At 38.3% G+C, this 21,766-nt stretch carries 22 protein-coding genes; 10 read left to right on the top strand and 12 right to left on the bottom strand.

Features of this window, described 5'->3' with window-relative positions; all coding sequences use genetic code 11:
* Window positions 1-556: 556 nt before the first annotated feature.
* A complete protein-coding gene (locus tag LVD47_RS10545; protein ID WP_236975806.1) occupies window positions 557-724 on the top strand; it encodes a hypothetical protein in 168 nt (55 codons plus the stop codon).
* 30 nt (window positions 725-754) lie between these two features.
* Here LVD47_RS10545 and LVD47_RS10540 read toward each other — a convergent pair whose 3' ends face one another.
* The 6 genes from LVD47_RS10540 to tyrS form a co-directional block, all read right to left on the bottom strand.
* A complete protein-coding gene (locus LVD47_RS10540; protein ID WP_236975805.1) occupies window positions 755-1,849 on the bottom strand; it encodes a Gfo/Idh/MocA family protein in 1,095 nt (364 codons plus the stop codon).
* 284 nt (window positions 1,850-2,133) lie between these two features.
* Entirely contained in the window at window positions 2,134-2,265 is a 132-nt protein-coding gene (locus LVD47_RS23720; protein WP_255785089.1) for a hypothetical protein, read from the bottom strand.
* A gap of 9 nt (window positions 2,266-2,274) precedes the next feature.
* Entirely contained in the window at window positions 2,275-2,460 is a 186-nt protein-coding gene (locus tag LVD47_RS10535) for a hypothetical protein (protein ID WP_236975804.1), read from the bottom strand.
* Window positions 2,461-2,540: 80 nt separating this feature from the next.
* Complete coding sequence (locus LVD47_RS10530) at window positions 2,541-3,629, bottom strand: lactonase family protein (protein ID WP_236975803.1); 1,089 nt, start codon at window positions 3,627-3,629, stop codon at window positions 2,541-2,543.
* 109 nt (window positions 3,630-3,738) lie between these two features.
* The gene (locus tag LVD47_RS10525) at window positions 3,739-4,860 is read right to left on the bottom strand and encodes a TRAP transporter substrate-binding protein (protein WP_236975802.1); all 1,122 of its coding nucleotides are present in this window, start codon (window positions 4,858-4,860) and stop codon (window positions 3,739-3,741) included.
* 2 nt (window positions 4,861-4,862) lie between these two features.
* Window positions 4,863-6,131: a tyrosine--tRNA ligase gene (tyrS, locus tag LVD47_RS10520; RefSeq protein WP_236975801.1), complete on the bottom strand. Its 1,269-nt coding sequence runs from the start codon at window positions 6,129-6,131 to the stop codon at window positions 4,863-4,865.
* Between the two features lie 90 nt (window positions 6,132-6,221).
* On the opposite strand from tyrS, the gene LVD47_RS10515 reads away from it, so the two are divergent.
* Entirely contained in the window at window positions 6,222-7,463 is a 1,242-nt protein-coding gene (locus tag LVD47_RS10515) for an ABC transporter permease (protein WP_236975800.1), read from the top strand.
* 417 nt (window positions 7,464-7,880) lie between these two features.
* Window positions 7,881-8,831 (top strand): magnesium transporter CorA family protein, encoded by a 951-nt coding sequence (locus LVD47_RS10510; protein ID WP_236975799.1) that lies wholly within the window; start codon window positions 7,881-7,883, stop codon window positions 8,829-8,831.
* 24 nt (window positions 8,832-8,855) lie between these two features.
* Here the strand turns inward: LVD47_RS10510 and LVD47_RS10505 are convergent, their stop codons facing one another.
* Together LVD47_RS10505 and ytxJ are read right to left on the bottom strand one after the other, a co-directional pair.
* The gene (locus LVD47_RS10505; protein WP_236975798.1) at window positions 8,856-10,160 is read right to left on the bottom strand and encodes a dicarboxylate/amino acid:cation symporter; all 1,305 of its coding nucleotides are present in this window, start codon (window positions 10,158-10,160) and stop codon (window positions 8,856-8,858) included.
* Window positions 10,161-10,730: 570 nt separating this feature from the next.
* Window positions 10,731-11,081, bottom strand: coding sequence for a bacillithiol system redox-active protein YtxJ (gene ytxJ, locus LVD47_RS10500; RefSeq protein WP_236975797.1), 351 nt, complete (start codon window positions 11,079-11,081; stop codon window positions 10,731-10,733).
* 281 nt (window positions 11,082-11,362) lie between these two features.
* Between ytxJ and LVD47_RS10495 the strand changes: the two genes are divergently transcribed.
* A complete protein-coding gene (locus LVD47_RS10495) occupies window positions 11,363-12,136 on the top strand; it encodes an SDR family NAD(P)-dependent oxidoreductase (RefSeq protein WP_236975796.1) in 774 nt (257 codons plus the stop codon).
* Between the two features lie 384 nt (window positions 12,137-12,520).
* Here LVD47_RS10495 and LVD47_RS10490 read toward each other — a convergent pair whose 3' ends face one another.
* From LVD47_RS10490 to LVD47_RS10475, 4 genes are all read right to left on the bottom strand, one after another.
* Window positions 12,521-13,300, bottom strand: coding sequence for an enoyl-CoA hydratase/isomerase family protein (locus LVD47_RS10490; protein ID WP_236975794.1), 780 nt, complete (start codon window positions 13,298-13,300; stop codon window positions 12,521-12,523).
* A gap of 325 nt (window positions 13,301-13,625) precedes the next feature.
* Window positions 13,626-14,111, bottom strand: coding sequence for a DUF4252 domain-containing protein (locus LVD47_RS10485; protein ID WP_236975791.1), 486 nt, complete (start codon window positions 14,109-14,111; stop codon window positions 13,626-13,628).
* A gap of 14 nt (window positions 14,112-14,125) precedes the next feature.
* On the bottom strand, window positions 14,126-14,593 hold the full coding sequence (locus tag LVD47_RS10480; RefSeq protein ID WP_236975790.1) for a PG0215 family putative anti-sigma factor: 468 nt from the start codon (window positions 14,591-14,593) through the stop codon (window positions 14,126-14,128).
* A 1-nt stretch (window position 14,594) separates the two neighbouring features.
* Complete coding sequence (locus tag LVD47_RS10475; RefSeq protein ID WP_236975789.1) at window positions 14,595-15,095, bottom strand: GFO_1088 family ECF-type sigma factor; 501 nt, start codon at window positions 15,093-15,095, stop codon at window positions 14,595-14,597.
* A 41-nt stretch (window positions 15,096-15,136) separates the two neighbouring features.
* On the opposite strand from LVD47_RS10475, the gene LVD47_RS10470 reads away from it, so the two are divergent.
* The 6 genes from LVD47_RS10470 (at window position 15,137) to LVD47_RS10445 (ending at window position 21,766) form a co-directional block, all read left to right on the top strand.
* Window positions 15,137-16,840, top strand: a complete 1,704-nt coding sequence (locus LVD47_RS10470) for an LptF/LptG family permease (RefSeq protein WP_369427772.1) — start codon at window positions 15,137-15,139, stop codon at window positions 16,838-16,840.
* A gap of 113 nt (window positions 16,841-16,953) precedes the next feature.
* Window positions 16,954-17,844: an ABC transporter ATP-binding protein gene (locus LVD47_RS10465; RefSeq protein WP_236975788.1), complete on the top strand. Its 891-nt coding sequence runs from the start codon at window positions 16,954-16,956 to the stop codon at window positions 17,842-17,844.
* 2 nt (window positions 17,845-17,846) lie between these two features.
* Window positions 17,847-18,677 carry an ABC transporter permease gene (locus tag LVD47_RS10460; protein ID WP_236975787.1) on the top strand — a complete coding sequence of 277 codons (831 nt, stop codon included), beginning with the start codon at window positions 17,847-17,849 and terminating at the stop codon, window positions 18,675-18,677.
* A gap of 536 nt (window positions 18,678-19,213) precedes the next feature.
* Window positions 19,214-19,921 (top strand): hypothetical protein, encoded by a 708-nt coding sequence (locus LVD47_RS10455; RefSeq protein WP_236975786.1) that lies wholly within the window; start codon window positions 19,214-19,216, stop codon window positions 19,919-19,921.
* A 72-nt stretch (window positions 19,922-19,993) separates the two neighbouring features.
* A complete protein-coding gene (locus LVD47_RS10450; protein ID WP_236975785.1) occupies window positions 19,994-20,515 on the top strand; it encodes a PQQ-like beta-propeller repeat protein in 522 nt (173 codons plus the stop codon).
* A gap of 378 nt (window positions 20,516-20,893) precedes the next feature.
* Complete coding sequence (locus tag LVD47_RS10445) at window positions 20,894-21,766, top strand: pirin family protein (protein WP_236975783.1); 873 nt, start codon at window positions 20,894-20,896, stop codon at window positions 21,764-21,766.

Raw genomic sequence — 21,766 nt, 5'->3', positions numbered from 1 at the left:
TCTGTCATTATTTTAGCGAAAAAAGCAATGCCAAAGGCAACAATCTGTGGAAATCATTGACAGAATCGACGATTTCATTTGTATCCCACCCTGAGTTGGTACCCAGGGGTAATTATATTTCGCTTCCCGACAATTTCATGTCATGACAGGCCCTTCACAGTTATTATTTTTCACGTTAAGCTAAGAATTGTTACCGGATTACAGCGCGCTACAAAGTGGTCCGTAGGGCAGATATCGCAGACCCGCCTGAAGAGGGCAGGTTTCCTTAGAAACAGAATGGTTATCTGCGCTAAGCCGCGTAGATAATTGGGAAATATTTGTAATCTGGTTCGATTTATCTCTTAAGTGCATTGAGGGGGCCCAATGGGAGAGGCTGTTATTGTTAGTTCTTCTAGCCTTATTGCCAGAGGGATCTGGCGAGCCCATCCCTCTCGGGGCTATTGGGGCTAATACTCATATTTGTATTCAATTTCGGGTTAATGAAGTTGATTATATTCAGATGAACTTATTTGGTATCGTTTGCTATTCCCTGGAATTCCCATTAAATTCGCACGGTATGTCAATAACTGAAATAAAAAATAATCAAGAATACCAATTGGTTTTAGAATATCTGGAACGGTTTCTTGGTAAAGATCCTACAAATTTAAATCCTGCGGAAGTAAAACGTTTAATCAAACTGATAGAGGAATATGAGGCATCTATCAAAAAAGAGGGACAGACTTAGTTTCATATTTATACTTTCAATTAGTAAACATTAGAAACTGATCTTTTTTCCGGACCCCGCAGCTTCATAGATAGCTTCTATATAGATCATATCTTGCAGTCCATGCTGGCCGGATGCGATTATCTCCGTATCATTTAAAATATTTTGGGCAAAGGCATCCATTTGAACGGCCTGTTGCTTTCGACTTGTTTCTATATTCATTGAGTCCCCGTTAACCATTCCCTTTAGTCCCCCGTAAGAAAAGGCAGGTTCGATTCCATACCTCCCGTTTTCAGTAGAAACCCATACATAGTTTCTTCGGGCTACATAACTACTTCCACAATTGGCTATCATGCCATCGGGAAATTCCATTTGCCAAAAAATACTTTCCTCCATACCCGGTAGTTTATCCTGAATGGTCTTGTATTTTTGCGCTGTAATCGAGATCGGTTCTCTCCCCGTGGCATAGCGGGTGGCTTCCAAACTGTAAATACCGATATCCATTAAAGGACCGCCACCTGATAAGCTGGCGTCTGTGAATCGCCAATTACTGCCATTTACACCGTAAAAAGAGAAGTCCGTATCGATTACTTTTACTTTCCCGTATGTTTTTTCTCGGGCCCATTTCATGAGTTTTTGGTGCCGGGGTTCGTAACGGAGCCTATAGCCGATTTGCAGTTTTCGGTTGGCCTTTTCACATGCATCGATCATCTTCCTGCAATTTTCGGAAGAAATTTCCATAGGCTTTTCACAAATGACGTGTTTGCCTGCCTGGGCTGCTCGAATAGTGTAAGGCATATGCAATGCATTGGGGGTTACCACATATACTATATCTATACTGTCATTGTCAGCTATTTCATCGAAGTTGTCGTAGTTGTATATATTCTTGTCGGGGATATTATATTTTTCTTGCCATTCAGGTACTTTGGAAGGTGTTCCTGTGACTATTCCGGCGAGATAGCAATATTCAGTTTGTTGCAGAGAGGGTGCTAATTGCCCTCCTGCATATCCACCTAGCCCCAGAAGGGCTATACCCAATTTTTCTTTTTTCTTTCTGTGAATAATAGAGAATAGGTGTGGTGTCGCAAATGGGGCAGTAATTGCCATAGCGGATCCGGTTTTTATAAATGTTCTTCTATTTGTCATGTTGACTAAAATAAGAATTTATTGTGAAATTGCGGACGGAGGTTACCCTGTTTCAAGTGAAGCAAAGTTTTTATAGAAATTGATTTTGAAACGGATTTGAAGTTCACTTATTAATTATAGAATCCAAAAAGGCTTATGTCGATTATCAAACAAGTAAAGTAGAATAATTTTGTGTCAGTCACTTCGTAAACTAAAGAGGTGTATTTTTGAAATTAAACATCTTCTGTACTTATTTACATATTATCGATCGGAAGTGCTTGAATTAAATAGGGCAGCATTTTGATTTATTGAACCGCATCATCTATAGCGTCAAAAAATTGATTAACATATTGATCCCCCCAAACTTTTTCAATGATTGATACCTTTACCGAAAGAGTTTCTCTATAGGTCTCAGTAAATTCAACGTCTTTACGCACGAAATAAATTTATTGTATTGATTTACCATTGAGAATTTCACGATAGGATTTAAAGCAAAGTAATTTACCTTCTGATTTATCAGATTCTGCGTGTTCAAATAGTTTTTGGTCATGGTTACGAAGCTTCTCTGTATCATAATCTATTTCCATTGCTTCCAAAACTTCCTTGATGACGTTCCATTTTGTCAGAATCAATATGTAACAATACACGATTCATTAATAACAATCTGTTATATTGATTAAGATGTGTAAAACAAGTGAAATTTTATAATATGTTAGTAAAATAACAGGCAAACAGGTTCGAGTGTAGCATTAAAAGTCGAGTCAATAAGTGATAATTTCCCTGTCACCGGGTCAAGATCAAATACAGAAATATTTCCGGAGTTTTGATTGGCTACATATACAAATTTTCCCGAAGGATCAATGGCAAAATTACGTGGCCAGTCCCCCTGTACAGAAAAGTGGTCGATTAAGTCCAAACTTCCATCTTCTTTGTTTATTCGAAACCCTACCAGGCTATTATGCCCACGATTTGATCCAAATAATAGTTCTCCATCCGGATGGATATGAATATCAGCACAGTAACTTACTTCTTCAAATTCATCTGGAAGTGTAGAATACAATTCGATTTTCTCCAGGAATCCTGTTTCACTGTTATATTCAAATGCCTGTATAGTGTTCCCCAATTCGTTGATCACATAGGCATAGGGTAGGGACGGGTGAAAAGTCATGTGCCTGGGGCCGGATCCCGGAGGCAGGCTAATATCCCTGAAATCTGTTGGTACTACTTTGTTGTCATCGTGTAGAATACGAAATACATGAATTTGATCTGTACCGAGATCTGGAATATATAAAAACTTATTATTGGGCGATATTATTGCCTGGTGCGGATGTGCACTATTTTGATTAGGATGGGGGCCGGAACCCGAAAATTCAAATTTATGAAGGGGTTCTGTAAGGCTGCCGTCCTCATTGCGGTTGTAAACCGCTGCTACACCACTACTGTAATTGGCGGTAAAAACAAATTGGCCTGTTTGGTCCAGAGAAACATGGCAAGCTGAATTACCAAGCGAAGATTGTTTATTTAAAAAAGTAAGGGTTGTATCCGCATTAATTTTAAAAGCGTATACCTGGCCGGTAATTTCCCGATCGTCATGGCTGTCTCCAGAGGCATATAGGAATTTTCGGTCCGGGGAGAAAGTAAGAAAATTGGGATTGTCTACTTCTGCCAGCAAATGCCCCCTGATGATTTCACCTGTTTCGCTATTGGTTTTAATTCCGTAAATTCCTTTAGAACCTGTTTTGGAAGGTGCTGGCTCGGTATAATTTCCTACAAATGCAAATTGAGTATTTATTTTATTCATAACGTTGTTTTCAGTTTTTGAAGATTGGGTGTTACAACCATAAAAGATAAATGGTAATAAAATAATGAGAAGTAAGGAATTGTGAGATAGTTGTGGCATATGGAAAAATTTATGAAGTCAACATTGTATAATATAACTTTTCAGAGATATCAGAATACGGCCTGATGGTTTTGCCGAAATTACTGTATGAATTAAAGACTTCTTTGATTAAATCATCTTCGGATGATAAATTCTCCAGTGTTTCTTTTGTTTTATTTTGCAAGGCAGCTAAAACAGAATCATCGAAAGTCCTTATATCGAGTTTTGAATTATTTTTCATTTCTTCCAGTGCCTGGGCGTTTTTCCAGAGGAATTCCGAACCCATTTGGTCGTTCAGGTGCCCGGCACAAACTTCAAGAATTGCTTTCAGGTGATCCGGGAGGCCGTCAAAGTCTTTTTTGTTGACGATTAATTCCAATGAACTACCGGGTTCATGCCATCCTGGTGTATAATAATATTTGGCTATACGTTGAAAACCCATTAGCTGGTCATGGAAGGGGCCCAACCATTCTGTGGCGTCAATTACACCCCTTTCCAGGTTTGTATATATTTCACCACCTGCTACTAATACCGGTGTCGCTCCGACTTCTTTTAATATTTTGCCAGCCAGTCCGGGAATCCGCATTTTAAGCGACTGGAAATCTTCGACTGTGTTAATCTCTTTATTAAACCATCCCCCCATTTGGATGTTTGTATTGCCGGCAACAAATGGAACGAGATTATAGGACTCATATATTTTTTTCCATAATTCGATACCACCACCGTGGTGAATCCATGCTGACTGTTGCTGGGAATTTAATCCAAAAGGAACCGTAGTAAAGAATTGTGCCGCAGGTACTTTGCCTGTCCAATAATAAGAAGCTCCATGCCCGATTTGTGCAGTCCCGGAACTGACGGCGTCAAATACTTCCAGTGGCGGAATTAATTCCCCTCCACCATAGACACGAATTTCCAATTGACCTTGTGACATGATATTCACCAATTCCGCGAACCGGTTAATACCCGTACCGATGATTGGAAAGTTCGGAGGCCAGGTGGTGACCATGTACCACCTGTATTTTTTATTGGAAATTATATTTGGTGCGGTAGAGGAGGATTCATTCGAACCTGGTCCACAGGAAGCAGCTACCAATGATGCAGCCGAAACCGTGGAAAGTTGTCGAATAAAGCTTTTTCTACCTATTTTTTTCATAATTATTGGACTTCGGCTATATATTTATTTTTCTTCCCGTTTTCCAATAATACATATTTTTCATGGAGAATATCTGATTTATCCAATACGAAATCTATATTTTTTACTTTTTCTTTATTGACAGCCAATGCATTTCCCTTTATTGCCCTTCGTGCGTCACCATTACTTTTGAACATATTGTCATCTCCTACTAGTTGTGATACAAATCCTGTCTTTTCAATCTCTGACAGGGATATTTGTATCATAGGAATTTCCTGGGAAATAGCATGTAATTCGGCAGGTGAGAGATCCAGTACAAATGCTCGATCGACTTTATTATTAAACAATAGCTCAGAAACTTTTAATACACTTTTGAAATTTTCTTCACCGTGAATTCGAATGGTTAGTTCTTCTGCCAGAATTTTTTTCAGATTCCGGGGATCGGTTTCGTTTTCAAAAATTCCCTGGAGTTCTTCAATACTTTTAAGGGAAAATATTTTCAGGTATTTTTCTATATCCCGATCGTCCGTATTAATCCAAAACTGGTAAAATTTATATGGGGAGGTTAGTTCGGGATCAAGCCATATATTCCCTTCGGTAGATTTTCCAAACTTCGAACCATCTGCTTTGGTAAGAAGTGGAGAAGTTAATGCATACGCCTTTTCTCCCAGGTTTCGGCGAATAAATTCCGTTCCTGTAGTAATGTTGCCCCATTGATCGGATCCTCCCATTTGGAGTTTTATCCCGAATTTTTCATAAAGGAGCTGAAAATCATATCCCTGGAGTATTTGATAACTGAACTCAGTAAAGGATAATCCCGTATCGATCCTCTTTTTTACACTCTCTTTGGCCATCATGTAATTAACAGTTAGGGTTTTGCCGGCGTCCCTAAGAAAGTCCAGGGCATTCATATCTTTATAGAAATCGTAGTTATTGACCATAATGGCCCTATTGTCCCCACTTTCAAAATTTAGCAACTGGTGAAATTGTTTTTTTTGATGGTTGAGATTTTTTTCAATTTCTTCAGAAGTCTTTAAGGATCTTTCTTCATCTTTGAATGAAGGGTCTCCAATCCTTCCGGTTGCTCCACCCATTAGCACAACAGGGATATGGCCAGCTTTTTGGAGGTGTGTCAATGACATTATTTGGACATAATTTCCAATTGTAAGTGAAGGGGCAGTAGGATCAAAGCCAATATATGCTTTAATTTTATTTTTTGCTAAAAATTCATCGAGGCCCGGTGTCATATCATGCACCATTCCCCTCCATTGGAGTTCTTCAATAAATGTCATAATTCGTCTTTAATCTTCAATATTTTAAAACTAAATTCAGTAATGTTGGCAAAAATCTAAAGAATTTGCCAAATTGCATAATCAATTTCTATGAGATACATCTGGTTTATAGCAAATAAGATTGGTTTCGGTAAGGGGGCCCGGTTTACAAAATTCATGCTTTTACTGGGCATACTTAGTGTGTCCTTGAGTATTATGGTAATGGTGTTGACGAGTGCAATTACCAATGGATTCCAAAATCAGATTACAAATAAAGTTTATAATTTTTGGGGACATATCCATATTAGCGGTGGTTATCTTGACGAATTTTTTGATTCTGATCCCATTACTTTGTCTTCATCGATTGTGGATTCGATACAGAACCTTGATTTGACAAGTGAAGGAGCTCATGGAAAGGTGACCAATGTAAATGGAATAATCCAGTACCCTATTATAATTCAAAATTCTGAAACGCTGGAAGGTGCTATACTTCGTGCTGTGGATTCCACATATCGGTTTGATATATTGGAAAAGTATATTGTAGAAGGGAAATTAGAAATGTTTAAGCAAGAATCCAGGTCAATTCTTCTGTCAACTACAATTTGCGACCGTATTGATGCTGAAATTGGTGATAAGCTTATTTTATTTTTTGTAAAGGACAATAGGGAAATTCCTCGGAGATTTGAAATTGTAGGTACCTACAATACCGGACTAACTGAATTTGATGAAGAATTTGTATTTCTCAGGCATTCAGACGTGGCGGAAATATTGGGTTTTGAGAGAAATGAATATACAAGTTATGAAGTGACACTTGATTATCCAGAAGATATATCTATCTATGATAATTATTTGTATGAAGAAGTGATTCCTTCGGACCTGTTCAATTTTAGTATAGAAGATCAATTCGATGAAATATTTAACTGGGTGCGATTGCAAGAAGTAAATGAAAAAATTATCATCGGGTTACTAATGTTAGTTTGTGTTATCAATATGATCACGGTTTTTCTTATTTTAGTAATGGAGAAAGTACAATTGGTGGGGATTTTCAAGGCATTGGGGGCGACTGACGGACAAGTCAAACGGATTTTTATCTATTTGGCATTGCGGATTTTGGTTCTGGGATTAATTATTGGAAACCTGGTAGCTTTGACATTAGGATATATCCAGCAAAAATGGAAATGGATTAAATTGGATGAAACAGAGTATTATCTAAAAGCTGCCCCTATAGAATTTAGTTGGCAGTTTATAATTTTGATTAACCTATTATGTCTTGTCGTTTGTCTTCTTTTTATGTTTATCCCAGCCATGGTGGTATCAAAAATTAGTCCGGCTAGAACCTTGCGATTTAGTTAGCAGTAGTCTACTACAAAGTCTTTGAGTGAATGTTCTATCGAAATGATGACAAGGGATCGCTACATGTTATTTCTGTTTCAAAACCTGGTTTAAAATGGTTTATTTCCTTTATTAGATAGGTTTTGTAAATTATTTTAGCCCTTTTTTGAGAAAAATTATAAAAATTTAAAATCAATGTAAAGTTGGTTTTTTGTAATGTTATCTATTTGATTGTTAAATAATTACAATTGCAATTATAGTGAGTAGGTGTAGGTTGAATTGGAAAAGAAAATATACTATTTAAAATTCTATTTGTTTTCAGGAACAATAGCTTTATAATTGTATTCTATACCCGTATCGATTTGGTTTTTATACAAGAACCGATTAGATTAAATAGTTATAATGAATTGCTCACTTTATTAATGGAATCAAAAAGCTATGATTCAATATCTGGTCAAAGAGAAGGGAAATGTCATCGAGCTGGATTCTATTCAATCCGGTTGTTGGATAAATATCAAACCCCCATTCGAACCGAATGAACTCAATGACCTTGCAATATTTTTCGAAATCCCTGTTGATTTTTTTACAGATGCTCTGGATATTGATGAGCGCTCGAGATATGAAAAGGAAGATAATGCCCGTCTAATATTAGTCAATACCCCTATAATCAATGAAAAAGAGCAGGAAAATGAAGCGATTTATTTGACGGCACCTATTGGAATTATACTAACGGATTTTCATATTATAACTATTTCAGGACAAGAGGATCCTGTTTTACAGCGTTTCATTGAAAGTAGAGTTAAAGATTGGGATCCCAGTCAAAGTGAATTATTTGTTTTAAGATTGTTTGAACAAGTCGTATTGAGGTACCTTGCTTGCTTGAAAAAACTAAATCTGAAAAGGCATCTTATTGAATCAGAACTTTATAATAGCAGTCAAAGCTCTGATCTGAAACAATTATTACGAATTGAAAAAAGCCTGGTTTATTTCTTAAATTCTCTTAGTTCCAATGAACTTCTGAAGATGAAAATGAAAAGAACTGATTTTTTAAAATTGAGAGATGACGAGGAATTGACTGACCTTTTCGAAGATGTAATAATTGATAATTCCCAGGCACTGGAGATGGCAAACATCCATACCAATATTCTCAATGGCACCATGGAAGCGTACGCCTCAATTATTTCCAATAATCTGAATCTTTTTGTAAACCGTTTAACAATTATTACAGTAGTACTCCTTTTACCTACTTTGATAGCGAGTTTTTATGGAATGAATGTAGAGGGGTTACCCTTAAGTAATCATCCGTATGGGTTTTATATTATTGTCGGCGTATCCATAGGTGTGTCCCTTATCCTGCTTTTCTTTTTTCGAAAGAAGAATTTATTTTAAAATTATTGGATGGCCCCTGGTGAATTATTCTTTGTGGTAATAATCATCTAAATTTTTCACTTTGGGGACACCGAGTTTATTCAGTGACTTGGCGACTATCATAGATACACTTGCGTCACCTGTGACATTTACTACCGTCCTGCACATATCAAGGGGGCGGTCTACAGCAAATATTAGTGCCAGACCTGCTTCTGGTATCCCGACGGATCCCAAAACAATAACTAACATAACCATTCCTGCACCGGGTACAGCGGCTGAGCCAATAGAGGCCAGGGTCGCAGTAACTACAATCATTAATTGATCTGAAAAAGTCAGGTCAACATTTAGGGCCTGAGCTATAAAAATAGCTGCTACGGCCTGGTAAAGACTGGTTCCATCCATATTGATTGTTGCCCCAATAGGTAGTACGAAACTACTTACTTCTTCGTCAACACCGATATGCTCAGTCACTCTCTCCATTGTGACGGGTAAAGTGGCAGCGCTGGAGCTTGTGGAAAATGCCAGTAATTGAGCCGGGGAAATTCCATTGAAAAAACGTCGGTAGCTGAATCCGGTAATGAGTTTAGCAGCGACCGGATAAATAATAAAAATCATTATAGCAAGTCCGAAGAGTACACATAAAGCATACCATAATAATGCCTGAAACAAGTCCAGGCTAGGTGCTTCTACAACTAATGCGGCCAACAATGCAAAGACTCCATAAGGCGCTCCCAACATAATGATGTCTATAATTTTCAACACGGCTTCATTAAGCCCTTTTACAAACTTCTTTACCGGTTCGGCATCCTTTGGGTCGATCAAAATGAGCGCAATCCCAAAGAGAATGACGAAGAAAATCACCTGCAGCATACTTCCATTATCCGTCATGGCCTGGAAAATATTGTCGGGAACCAGGTCGACTAATGGTTTCAAAGGGCCGTCGTCCTTCTGACTCAAAGCTACTTCAATACTTCCACTGGCATCAGTAGCATAATTTTCCAGTAAATCTTCTCGTGTATCTTCTGCAATTGTATACCCAGGTTGTATCAGATTGACTGTCAATAACCCAATAGTAATGGCCACTACAGTGGATACCACATATATCACGATTGTCCGGCCACCCATTTTAGATAATTTGGAAATGTCCTGTAAGTCTGCTATCCCATTGAGCAGGGAGGCTATAATCAATGGAACTGCTATAAGTTTTAGCAAATTGATAAAAATAGTTCCAAATGGTTTGATCCAATCTTCTATAAATGTAGTACCGTTAAATTCCACGGCAAGGAAACCGGCTAATACTCCAAGAACCATTCCGATCAGTATTTGCCAGTGCAGGGCTAATTTCTTCATGTGGTGTTTGATTTAGGTCGCATAAGATAAAAAAAGAAATCGACCCCGTAAAATTAATTAAAGCACCCCTGCATTCAAGGTGATATCAGATGCCAATAGCCTGGATATACGTTTACAGCAAGGGATGCCGATTCGCTGAATAAATGAGGTAAACATAAAAATCCTTGTTAGGTAGGCCCGATTTACATTTGAATATTTTACTAAATTTTTAATTCGATGTTTAATGACGTACAGGTTAAAACTTTAGAGTTTATTTATCGTCGCGAAATAGAACTTTTTTTGAGCTTTCGAACTGCGCGGAAGTAAATGTGGAATGGAGTGTATTACGGGGCACCTGTTTTGATATGTATTTATGAATACACTAATGTATAAACCAATAAATTAATCCCGCAAGTAGACGGGGACAAGTCTTGATCTTTAGGTACATTTTCCCGTCTCGCAGACATGCGGAATACGGGGTTTTGTTTCAGTCATCCGGTTAGAAATAGGGACCAGTAACTTCCTTCAACGCTGCATTGATTTGCCAAAAATATCTGCGATTATTACCTTAGCAACTTAGTGTTTGACCCGTTAGCTTTTTTCGATCGGTACTATTTCTTCAAGGTGTTCAATAGAAACATCCAGATGGGACGAATGATAGATACATCTTCCTTTGGAAATTACCAATAATTGTGGGGATTCATGTGTAATTGTAAACCTTTCTGCTATTAGATTACTAATTTCTCTATGTTGTATTAAATCCAGATAATGGATGGGATAGTCTGATATCCCTGCAAGCGATTGTTTTTCCAACCTGTTTTTTATAAAACTACTGATATTGCACCGGGTACTGTGCTTAAAAATTATTTGTGGCGAATGTTGAGAATCAGAAATTATTTGCTCCAAATTCTCTTTACTCTGTAACGATTTCCAATTTTCCATGTAGAGATAAACCCACTAAACTAAAATAAGTTTAAAATATATTCAGCGAGTGAAAATTCTCCCGGGCACCCATATCCGCGATTACAACTTGAAAAAAGGAAAGCGATACATATGATAGCCAAAAGAAGGGTATAGGTATTATTTTTATTTTTAACCATGATCTTTTTTTCTTTTCAACGCAAATATTGTAAATATTATTAGCACTTTGCCTATATTTTCTCTTGTTTTTTAGGTAAAACGTTGATTTTTAGCCAATTTTTGCTTCATTGAATTAATAATTTATGGTAATTAAAGATAAAGTATTTGTTGTTTCCGGAGCGGCTTCGGGTTTGGGATTATCCACTGCCAAAGGATTAATTGACAAAGGCGGGAAGATAATAGCTTTGGATATTTCCGCGGAAAAACTGGATAAACTGGGAAATGAATTTCCCGAATCGGTACTTACCTTTAAGACTGATGTGCAAAAAGAGCAGGATATTGCCAATGCCCTGGAAATTTCATACAGTAATTGGGGTAGGTTGGATGCGGCTATTGCATGCGCTGGCGTAGCTCCTGGTGAAAAAATTTATAGTCGTTCAAAGGGTTCCCACTCGAGTGAATCATTTGAGAATGTAATCGGAATAAATCTAATGGGTACTTTTAATTTATTGAATGTTAGTGTGCCCTATATGGTGAAAAATGAAGGTGATAGTACTGATGGGGAAAAAGGGGTTTTTATCGCTACTTCAAGTGTCGCTGCCTATGAAGGGCAAATTGGCCAGGTAGCATATGCTGCTTCAAAAGGTGGTGTGGCATCGTTAATACTTCCTGCTGCCCGTGAGTTGGCTAATTCAGGTATTAGGGTAAATGCCATTGCACCCGGAATTTTTAAAACTCCGATGGTGGAAAATTTTCCGGAAGAAGTTCAGAGTTCATTAGCTCAACAAATACCCTTTCCTCGGCGATTGGGCCAACCGGAAGAATTTGCAGCTTTAGTTGTGTCCATATTGACGAATAAAATGATCAACGGCACGATTATCCGCTTAGACGGAGCTGTGAGGATGGGAGCCAAATAATAGTCCTGAGGTACTGGAAGGCGAATCCAGCAAAAATTTTATGTCATAAATGTTTTATGTCAGAACTTAAAGAAGTAAGGATAGAAGCATTAACCCGTCGGCGTCCCGGGGATCTGGTGTTAATTTGATCCACAATCTCATCTTAACGCGCTCGAAGAATAATTGTTTTTGTCATTATTTTTGCGAAAAAAATAATGCCCAAGACATCGCTTTGTGGAAATCAATGCCAGAATAGACGATTTCACTTGATTTCCACTTTGGGTTGGCAACCAAGGTTATTTATTTTTCGCTTCACGACGATTTCATGTCGGGACAGACGCTTCAGAGCTCTTATTTTCTTTGTCGAACCCTGGTTAAAATAGAGGTCATTGTCTTTTACCCGGGTTAATTCCCCTGGAAATTAGGTTTTCGTTTTTCTAAAAATGCGGAAATACCTTCTTTTGAGTCCTCGGTATCAAAAAGTTGGGCAAAAGATTTGCTTTCATACTGATATCCTTTATCGGGGTCTATAGTATTTAAATGAGTGGCTTTCAATACATGTTTTACGGATAAAGGGGCATGTTCTGTGATTTTGCGAATGACTTCCAGTGATTTGGTTACAGCGTTTCCGGGAGTGGTTACATAAGAGACGATGCCGAGGTCTTTTGCCTGTCTGGCTTCCATCATTTCTCCCGAGCAAATAATTTCTATGGCTTTGGCTCTTCCTACAAGATGCGTGAGCCTTTGAGTCCCGCCATATCCCGGTATCAATCCGAGTTTGCATTCGGGAAGTCCCATCCTGGAAGTACTGGATGCAATTCGTATATGGCAGCAAAGAGCTAATTCAAATCCACCCCCCAGGGCATATCCATTAATAGCTGCGATAACAGGGACCGGGAAATTCTCAATTTCTTCGAACACCTTTTGTCCTTCAATGGATAGGTCTTCTGCTTCCCTGGAAGTTATCGCAGTAAACTCCTTAATATCCGCACCGGCTGCAAAAGCTTTTGATCCGGCACCGGTGATAATAATTGCCTGAATGGCATCATCCCCCTCTAGAGGAATGGTGTCTAATAAAGATTTTATTTCTTTGAATGTATCTTTATTGAGCGAGTTTAACTGCTCTTCCCTGTTAATGGAAATTATTAAAATATCATCGCTTCTCTCCGTTGAAATATTTGTCATAAATAATTCTTTGGCGAAAAGATAAGACGTTTTATTTATTCAAACAATAGAAACTATTTGTGAATTTTAAAATGTATGTCTCGTAAAACCAAGGAATAATTATGCAGGTATATTAGACCACAATTGTTCCCTTACACGAAATGTCATTGATACTCAACCATTCACTATTGGATTGACAACGGATGATTTTGTACAAGTCTTTTGTGAGAATGAAATTAAAAAAAGGTCGTCTTGTGAATCAAGTACCTTTCATTTGTTTTATATCTATTTAGTTTAAATGCGTCTGTGAAAAACCTATATTTAGATCTTTTTCGAGACCAGTATATTAATTAGATCCAGGAGGGGTCAAAGTACCACTTAGTTTGGATAGTTGTTGTAGGGATATGGCCCCCGTTATTTGCATCAGAACGAAGCTCTCTTTGTCGCCCGTCAATAAAATAACCTCGGATAGGGCATCTTTCCCGTTATTTTTGCCAAAAATCCTGACATTACTATTTTCTTCTTTGACGGACATCAGTTCTTCCATTTTATTCAATTCGATGGAACTGATGGCTTCACTGAAGTATTTGGTCCCGTCCGATTCTTTGGTAAGGATCTTCATACCCGTAATATTTTGTAATGCTGCTTTTAGGTCAGGGTCCATATCTTCAGCCTCCAGGCCTGAGATGAGCGAGAACATCTTGGGGCTAATATTTACTACCGTAAAGGATGGATCGTCTTTATATTTGGTGATAAAGTCATTGACGGATTGACTTTTTGCCCCGGTAATAAAAAGAAGAATTAGAAATGTGCTCAGAATAATATTTCTCATTGTAATAGATTAATTTATTGGTTAAAAATGGCAATATATTTATTTAAATTATCCAGTTCTTTTACATTTTTTAATGTCGGATCGGTTCCTTTTTTCATCTGATAGGAAAAGTATTCCAGTGCTTGTGCAGCATTCTCAGCAGCGATATCAGGGGATTGGAAAGTATCTTCATCAAAAGTGTTGGTATTTTTATTGATAAATACAAAAAGGCCGATTAGGATAACAACGGAAGCTGCGGCGTATATCCACGAAAAGGATATGACCCTGGCCTGTCCTGAGGCGGAATTGGCAGGGTTGTCAAAATCGGGAATTTCCGTATGTTGCTTCTCGGCATCAAAATAACTGAATACTTCTTTGAGGTAATGATATTCTTCAGGAACATCGGAACGCATCATTTCTCTTTTGAGGGTATACTCTTCTTCCAGGGAGGTTTCCGCATTTAGGTATTTATCGATAAGCGTTATCAAATCTGTCCTGCTCATTTTATAATTGTTTTTGTAAAAGTTCTCTTAATTCCAATCTGCCTCTGTGTAAATTTACCTTGACTTGCGCCATGGTTAAATCGGTCATTTTCGATATTTCTTTATAGGTATACCCCTCCATGTCTCTGAGTTGGATGACCATACGTTGTATATCATTTAATTTTTCAATTGATTGTTTAATAATTTGATGAATATCCCCCGCTATTGCCTTTTGGGCAGGTCCCCGGGTTTCAGAAGGAGTATCGTATCCTTCGGGAATCGGGCGGAGTTGATTATTTTTACTTTTAAGTTTGTCCAAGGATAAGTTTTTAGTAATGGTAAAAATCATGGCATTCATATTATTCCAATCTTTCCAGTCTTCTCGTTTGTCCCATACTTTGATCAAAACTTCCTGTACTACATCTTCCGCAATGTCGTTTTTTCGGACAATGCTTTGGGAGAATCGGTATAATTTATCCCTTAGCGGGAAAACTTCTTCATTAAAAATTTGGTTGTAATTCATTACAATATATTGACGATTCTTACTGTATATTTGTTACAAATTTGATTGACATAAATTTGAAAAAACTCGATAGACTCATAATATTTGAAATCCTACCGGTATTCGTTGTATCATTTTTGATATCGGTATTTGTCCTAATGATGCAATTTATGTTTTTGTATATAGACGAAATTGCAGGAAAAGGGGTAGGGATCTTCACTATTCTTGAGATGATGTTTTATATGTCTTTGACATTTGTTCCCATGGGAATGCCGATCAGTATATTGATTAGTAGTGTTATGGTATATGGGGCTTTGGGAGAACGCTACGAGTTGGCAACTGCCAAATCGGCGGGCATATCTTTTCTCAGAATGATGTATCCTTCTATTGTTTTTGCACTTTTAGTCTCGGTCCTGTCTTTTATTTGTTCAGAATATATTATTCCTGTCGCCAATGTAAAAGCACGAAGTAGACTCTATGATATTTCAAAGAAAAAGCCTACTCTTAACATAAAGGAAGGAGTTTTTAATACGGATTTTGATGGTTATGGAATTCGGATAGGTGAAAAAAGTAGCGATGGTAGTGAAATAAAAGATGTAGTGTTGTATAATTACAATAGTAATTACGAGGGAACTTCAAATATTATTATTGCAAAATCTGGTGAAATGATTGTTACCCCGGACCAGAAAGCTTTTGTAATGGTCCTAAAAGATGGGAAACAATATCAGGAAGTAAAAAGGTATAATCGAACGAGGTCTTCAGAGGATCCGTTTATGGTGACTTCTTTTGAAAAGTACCAAAAAGTGTTTGACTTGTCTGATTTCCAACTTCAGAATACAAATGAAAATTATTTTAAAGATCACCAGTCTACAAAAAACACCCGACAACTGAGAAGTACCATTGATTCTACAGAAAAGAAATTGGAGGCCCAGAGGGATAGAATCGATCTGGAAATATCGTATGACCTCCCTTTTATTGAGTCACGGATATTGCAGGAACGGGAAATGGAAAAGGAAGAAAAGCAAGATTCCCTGGAAAAGATTGATACGATCCGGGAAAGGGGGGATTCTGTAGACGGAGAAAGGATTGATTCCATTGTTGAAGATGGCAATGTAAACAGGGATGGAGAAAGGAATCATATGGCAGGGGCCAAGAGGGTGGAAAATACGGCAGCCGAACGAAACAAGAAAGTAAATACTACAAGGACCCAGTACCAACTGGATTGGCAAAAATTGACCCCGGAGTATTTGATGGAATTAAGTGAAAAAGATAGTTTGCTTATAGAAGTTATTCCCAATAAAGATAATTCACTGGATTTAATGGGGTCCCTGCGTAGTAATATTCAGAGCATGAAAGATCAGGTAGGGTATAAAACAAAGCAAATCGAATCAGACCGAAGCCGGATTGTAAAATCTACTTATGAACTTCACTATAAATTTGTCATGTCTATTTCCTGCCTGATTTTTGTGCTGATAGGGGGTTCTATGGGGTCGATTGTGCGTAAAGGTGGATTTGGCTATTCTTTGTTGATAGCAATTGTCTTTTTTGTAGCGTTTATTATGATGTCGATAACTTTTAGAAAATTATCAGAGGGATATAGGATTTCACCGGTTTTAGGGGCTTATTTACCTATTATTATTCTTCTGCCAATTGGTATGTTTTTGGTTCACAAGGCCGTTAATGATTCAAAGATGTCCCTTGATTTTTCCAGGATTGTAAGATATTTTAGGAGGGTATTGCCTTTTTTGAAAAGTGAGAAGGAGTAAAATCCGTAAACTAAATTTTTTTTCGACAAATCCGGTATTATTCAGGATATAAGGTTGGTGAAAAATTGAGTTCAAAAGAGTTGTATCTGTACATTTACTTTAAAAGAGTATTCTTGAAAATATTACAAACCAATCAACTTTCGAAAAGCTACGGCCGGATCCAGGCATTGGATAATCTGGACCTAATCGTTAATTCCGGTGAGGTGCTTGGGATATTAGGTCCCAATGGAAGTGGTAAGACGACCACACTCAGTATTGTGCTCAATGCCATATTTGCCGATTCCGGGACCTACTCCTGGTTTGATAAATCCCCTAATCCGGATGTATTGAAGAGAGTAGGGGCCCTATTGGAAACGCCCAATTTTTATCCGCAACTCACTGCAGTGCAAAACCTGAAGATTATCGCCCACATTCGGGGGGTGGGGTTGGATGATATGGATGATGTTTTGAACCTGGTTAATTTGTCCGACCGGAAAAATTACAAATTTGGTTCTTTTTCATATGGTATGAAACAGCGTTTGGCCATTGCAGCCGTCATGTTGGGGGATCCTGAAGTATTGATATTTGATGAGCCTACTAATGGCCTGGATCCCAAAGGAATTGTGGAAGTACGGGAAATTATGGTACGTCTGGCAGCAACCGGGCGGACGATCATCATGGCTTCTCATATACTGGATGAAGTCGAGAAAATTTGTAGCCATGTGGCGATCCTGAATAAGGGGAGACTTCTGGCACAGGGTAAAATTGGTGAGATTCTAAATACGAGCCCCATACTGGAGTTGTGTAGCCCGGATCTGGGAAAGCTGAAGAAATGGTTGGATTCGGTAGATTGGTGTACTTCCTGGAGTGAGAGTAATGGTCTGGTCCAGGTACTTGCAGCAGGGAATGTGGAATCATCGGAAGTCAATGCCCAGGCTTTTGAAAATGGGATTGTATTGTCTCACATTCAATCGAAGAAGCCAAGATTGGAGGATGAATTTATTCACTTAATAGACAATGCTTGAAAATGGGGATCAAAGACTTGTTGGAGTTGGAATGGCTGAAATACCGGAAGAATAAACTATTGTGGTTTTCGGTAGTGGGTTTTGTTGTATTGTTGATGGGAATACTTATGGCTTACAGCCAGGCCAGGGTAAATGGCAGTGATCCGTCCGGGGGAATGATGGATTTAAACAGATATCTGAAGTTCCCCAAAGTGTGGGAATTTACTGGTTATATTGGTGGAAACTGGATGGCCTTTTTCCTGGACGGCTTTGTTGGGGTGTATTTGATTGCTTCTGAATTTTCAAGAAAGACGGCACGGCAACAAATTATAAGCGGGTTGAGCCGTTCCCGGTTTGTATCGGCCAAGTTATTGGATTTTCTCCTCTTTTCTATTATTTTATCGAGTATCTATTTCCTGGTTTCCATTGCTTTCGGAATGGCATATACAGGAGATGTTTCCTGGGGAAGTACGGTTCGTGAAGGAATTTTTATGGCCGGACGTTTTGCTTTAATGAATATGGTATATATTACCGGCGCTGGCCTTATAGCACTATTATTACGCAAGTCAGCCCTTTCGATGTTGATTTACATGCTATACGGACTTTTCCTGGAAGTTATTCTCCGCTGGTATGTTCACGGGAAGATTTTAAGTAATGAAACCAACCGTTTTTATCCTTTTAATGCCGCAGAGGACCTGATGCCCAATCCCGGCCGCGAGATCTTCGATATGACCGGTGTAGGTGCCGAATTCCCTTTGTATTTGGAACCGGGCCAGGCTATCGTAACTTCTTTAATATACCTGGGAATATTTGTGGGTTTGATGTACTTTATTGGCAGCCGTACTTCGGTTTAGGTAATTTGTAGTATTAACTTTTTATGCCAGAAACCTAGCCATTTTTATCTTCAGGCGATAAAAAGTGAAGTATAAAGCCAGGTTTTGTTTTAGGTTGAAATATTTGGTTCTATTATTAGTAATGTAAATTAAGTAGCGGCTCTACGTATTGTTTGTTAAATTTTGAAATTGGTAACGTTACCTCAAGTCCGTAGTTTTTATTTATGTGATATTATAAATATCTTTTGAGAATATATTTTTGTGATATACGAGGCAGGAGTTAGATAAGGGGCGTCCCCAAAGAGCCTGTACAGGTAATGAGTGCCTGTGTATGTATTCTGGCTGATATCGACATGGATCACTTCTCGGCTAACCTTGGAAAATGCTATTGAGATGTGCGACAGATTCTGAGTTGATAATGGACCTGGGTCATTCTACTATCAAGCCAGGCTGCAAGGAGTCTTAATAAGTGGTCAGAAATGTCGGTGGATTCATTGGACTATATGTCGGGGATTACCATAGGGTATAGGTTTTGACAGCTGCAATAAATTTGGGTTATGATAAAATATTATCTATCATGTTTTATCTATTTATTTTTAGCATGTATGACGGTTTTAGCTTGCGAACGTAACAAAATTATTGATGGGGAAGAAGAGTGTGGTAAGAATTGTGACACCCTGCCTGATGAATTAATACGCTGGGAAAGTCCTTTTTTGGGGGACCAAACACTTAAAGGTTTATTTGCTGGGCCACCTGTAGTAGTTGGAGAGAATGTGGTTTTTATCAGCAGAACCGATTTTGAGGAAGATTTGGATAGTGTTATGATCAATTTTATTGCATACGATCGCCTCAGTGGAGAGAGAAAATGGACAACATCTGTTTTAGAATCCAGGCTAGGAATACTGTTTACGGATGTGATACCTGTCGTGGACCAATTAATAGTCCTAAGTGAAAAATTATTTTTAAATATCAATAGTGAAGACGGGTCCATTAATGCTCAAAGATCGGCTGAAGATTTTCCCGATGGCCCATATTTCAAAACCATCGTAGGAGATCGTATATATTTTACTTCCCCGCCTGTAGATCAAAACGATAAATATGTAAAAGTAATGGCTTGTGACCTTTATTTTGATAAGTGGGAAATTATTACTGACATCGAAGAAGAATTACCTCCTCATAATAACTATGAGTACTTTAGGGGAAAGAGCTATTTCAAAAATCAGGACGGTGATCTCATCGGAATTTTTATGGATGAAAATTATTGAGATTATCAAGGTAAATCTGATATTATTGCCCTGAATCTAACTTCCGGCGAAAACCAATACGAAGATCGACGGTTGTGGAAAAGAAAAATTGAAAGCAGTAGTAACATAGCTATATATAATGCTTCTAATGTTTATATAGATTCTCTTTTTGTACACTTAGGCGAAAGTGAAATGTATGGCTTAGATCTGGAAACGGGATTGCTGGCATATAAAGTAAACCTGGGACGTAATATAGAAAGTGAACCTAGCGATCTTCCCTTATTGAAAGACAAAACTATCCTGAGAAAAAATCATTTGAAGGCGAGTATTATTGATATTCGGAGTGGAACGAAGATTGGAGAAGTAAACAATGTGTTGGTACCTTATTCCGGAATTATACCGCATAAAGGACTTTTTTATTTTGCAAACGGAGAAAGATTGATCTCCCTGGATCCTGAAAATTTAGAAGTTGTCTGGAGTTTTATGTCACGGAATTATAATAATTCTGTTTTTAGTCGTTTCCCAGTTGATAATGGAATTGTAATAGATTGGGATAATGATTTATTATTTACAACTGATTTGAGAAATGTAATTTGTGTGGATTTGCCGGAATAATAGAAAAGGCTTTTGATATCCCTATGACGCTTGATACACCAAACCCCGAGGAAACGCTAACGTTGGCACACATCTTTTTTACCCATACGTTTCTGAATAAATTCTACTGAATTTACCTTCTGTAGGGGACTATGGCACGCGATATAATGTCTCTACTCTATTGCTAAACAAGCTTTGTCCCGCCGGGACATTTTCGGAGAGTGCTCTAGTACCCACACTACGTAGAAAGTGGATATAATTATTATCTGTATTAAAAGCGGGCTAGATTTTTTTACAAAAAAAGTCGTCATATGTTTGAATACTAGCAGTCAAACATATGTTTGAACAAGTATGAGACTTTAAATGTTATGGTAAGTAAATATTTAAAGAGGTTTTATCATGAGTACTAATTATAAAAAGGTCAGGGCGTTATTGGCGGCTACTGAGATTGATATGGGAGGTATGCCGGTACGGCAACCATTCCCGACGAAAAGATTTCCCGATATAGATCCCTTTCTATTGTTACACCATGCGGATATCAAAGTACCTCAGCATCGGGATCCTACGAAAACAGGCGTCGGGCCGCATCCGCACCGGGGATTTTCACCGGTAACTTTTGTATTCAAAGGAGGTGTTCACCACCGCGATAGCCGTGGTAACAGCCAGGCGGTATATGCCGGTGGCACACAGTGGATGCATGCCGGTATGGGGATCGTTCACAGCGAGCGTCCACCTGAAGATATTTTCGATCAGGGAGGAAGGCAGGAGATTATACAGTTATGGGTAAACAGTCCGGCAAAGCACAAAATGGACCAGCCATCCTATTTTCCACTAACTGCTGAAGATACCCCAAAGGTGATTTTGGACAATGGGAAAGTAGTCTTCAATATAGTTTCCGGTGAATTTATGGGGACGAAAGGACCTATCCCTACATTAAGCCCTGTTACGACGGCGACCGGCTCTTTACAGGCTGGCGGAAGTGCTTTTATTTCTGTGCAGGAGAACTACCAATCTTTTTTGTATTTATTAGATGGTAAAATTCGGATAGATGGATACGGCATTGTAGAAGGTGAAAATGCGGTTTTATTCGATACAACGGGTAAAGACATTGGAATAGAAGCCCTTGAAGATACACGTGTCTTGTGGGGAAGCGGGCAACCTATAGGGGAAAAAATCATGACCTATGGTCCCTATGTAATGAATGATCAGACCCAAATTCTGGAAGCCATGAGGGATTACCAGATGGGGAAGATGGGTGTGTTGGTGGAGTAG

It is taken from the genome of Membranihabitans maritimus (assembly GCF_021729145.1).
Taxonomy (GTDB): Bacteria; Bacteroidota; Bacteroidia; order Chitinophagales; family Saprospiraceae; genus Membranihabitans; species Membranihabitans maritimus.
Note: the sequence above shows the minus strand (reverse complement) of the source record. Positions and strands in the feature narration are given on the sequence as shown.

Coding starts and splice junctions, on each gene's coding strand:
- LVD47_RS10545 (WP_236975806.1), top strand. CDS start 557: ATGTCAATAACTGAAATAAAAAATAATCAAGAATACCAATTGGTTTTA.
- LVD47_RS10445 (WP_236975783.1), top strand. CDS start 20,894: ATGAGTACTAATTATAAAAAGGTCAGGGCGTTATTGGCGGCTACTGAG.
- tyrS (WP_236975801.1), bottom strand. CDS start 6,131: ATGACATTTATTGAAGAACTCCAATGGAGGGGAATGGTGCATGATATG.
- LVD47_RS10510 (WP_236975799.1), top strand. CDS start 7,881: ATGATTCAATATCTGGTCAAAGAGAAGGGAAATGTCATCGAGCTGGAT.
- LVD47_RS10485 (WP_236975791.1), bottom strand. CDS start 14,111: ATGAGAAATATTATTCTGAGCACATTTCTAATTCTTCTTTTTATTACC.
- LVD47_RS10455 (WP_236975786.1), top strand. CDS start 19,214: ATGATAAAATATTATCTATCATGTTTTATCTATTTATTTTTAGCATGT.
- LVD47_RS10515 (WP_236975800.1), top strand. CDS start 6,222: ATGAGATACATCTGGTTTATAGCAAATAAGATTGGTTTCGGTAAGGGG.
- LVD47_RS10495 (WP_236975796.1), top strand. CDS start 11,363: ATGGTAATTAAAGATAAAGTATTTGTTGTTTCCGGAGCGGCTTCGGGT.
- LVD47_RS10475 (WP_236975789.1), bottom strand. CDS start 15,095: ATGAATTACAACCAAATTTTTAATGAAGAAGTTTTCCCGCTAAGGGAT.
- LVD47_RS10480 (WP_236975790.1), bottom strand. CDS start 14,593: ATGAGCAGGACAGATTTGATAACGCTTATCGATAAATACCTAAATGCG.
- LVD47_RS10525 (WP_236975802.1), bottom strand. CDS start 4,860: ATGAAAAAAATAGGTAGAAAAAGCTTTATTCGACAACTTTCCACGGTT.
- LVD47_RS10530 (WP_236975803.1), bottom strand. CDS start 3,629: ATGAATAAAATAAATACTCAATTTGCATTTGTAGGAAATTATACCGAG.
- ytxJ (WP_236975797.1), bottom strand. CDS start 11,081: ATGGAAAATTGGAAATCGTTACAGAGTAAAGAGAATTTGGAGCAAATA.
- LVD47_RS10460 (WP_236975787.1), top strand. CDS start 17,847: ATGGGGATCAAAGACTTGTTGGAGTTGGAATGGCTGAAATACCGGAAG.
- LVD47_RS10540 (WP_236975805.1), bottom strand. CDS start 1,849: ATGACAAATAGAAGAACATTTATAAAAACCGGATCCGCTATGGCAATT.
- LVD47_RS10490 (WP_236975794.1), bottom strand. CDS start 13,300: ATGACAAATATTTCAACGGAGAGAAGCGATGATATTTTAATAATTTCC.
- LVD47_RS10505 (WP_236975798.1), bottom strand. CDS start 10,160: ATGAAGAAATTAGCCCTGCACTGGCAAATACTGATCGGAATGGTTCTT.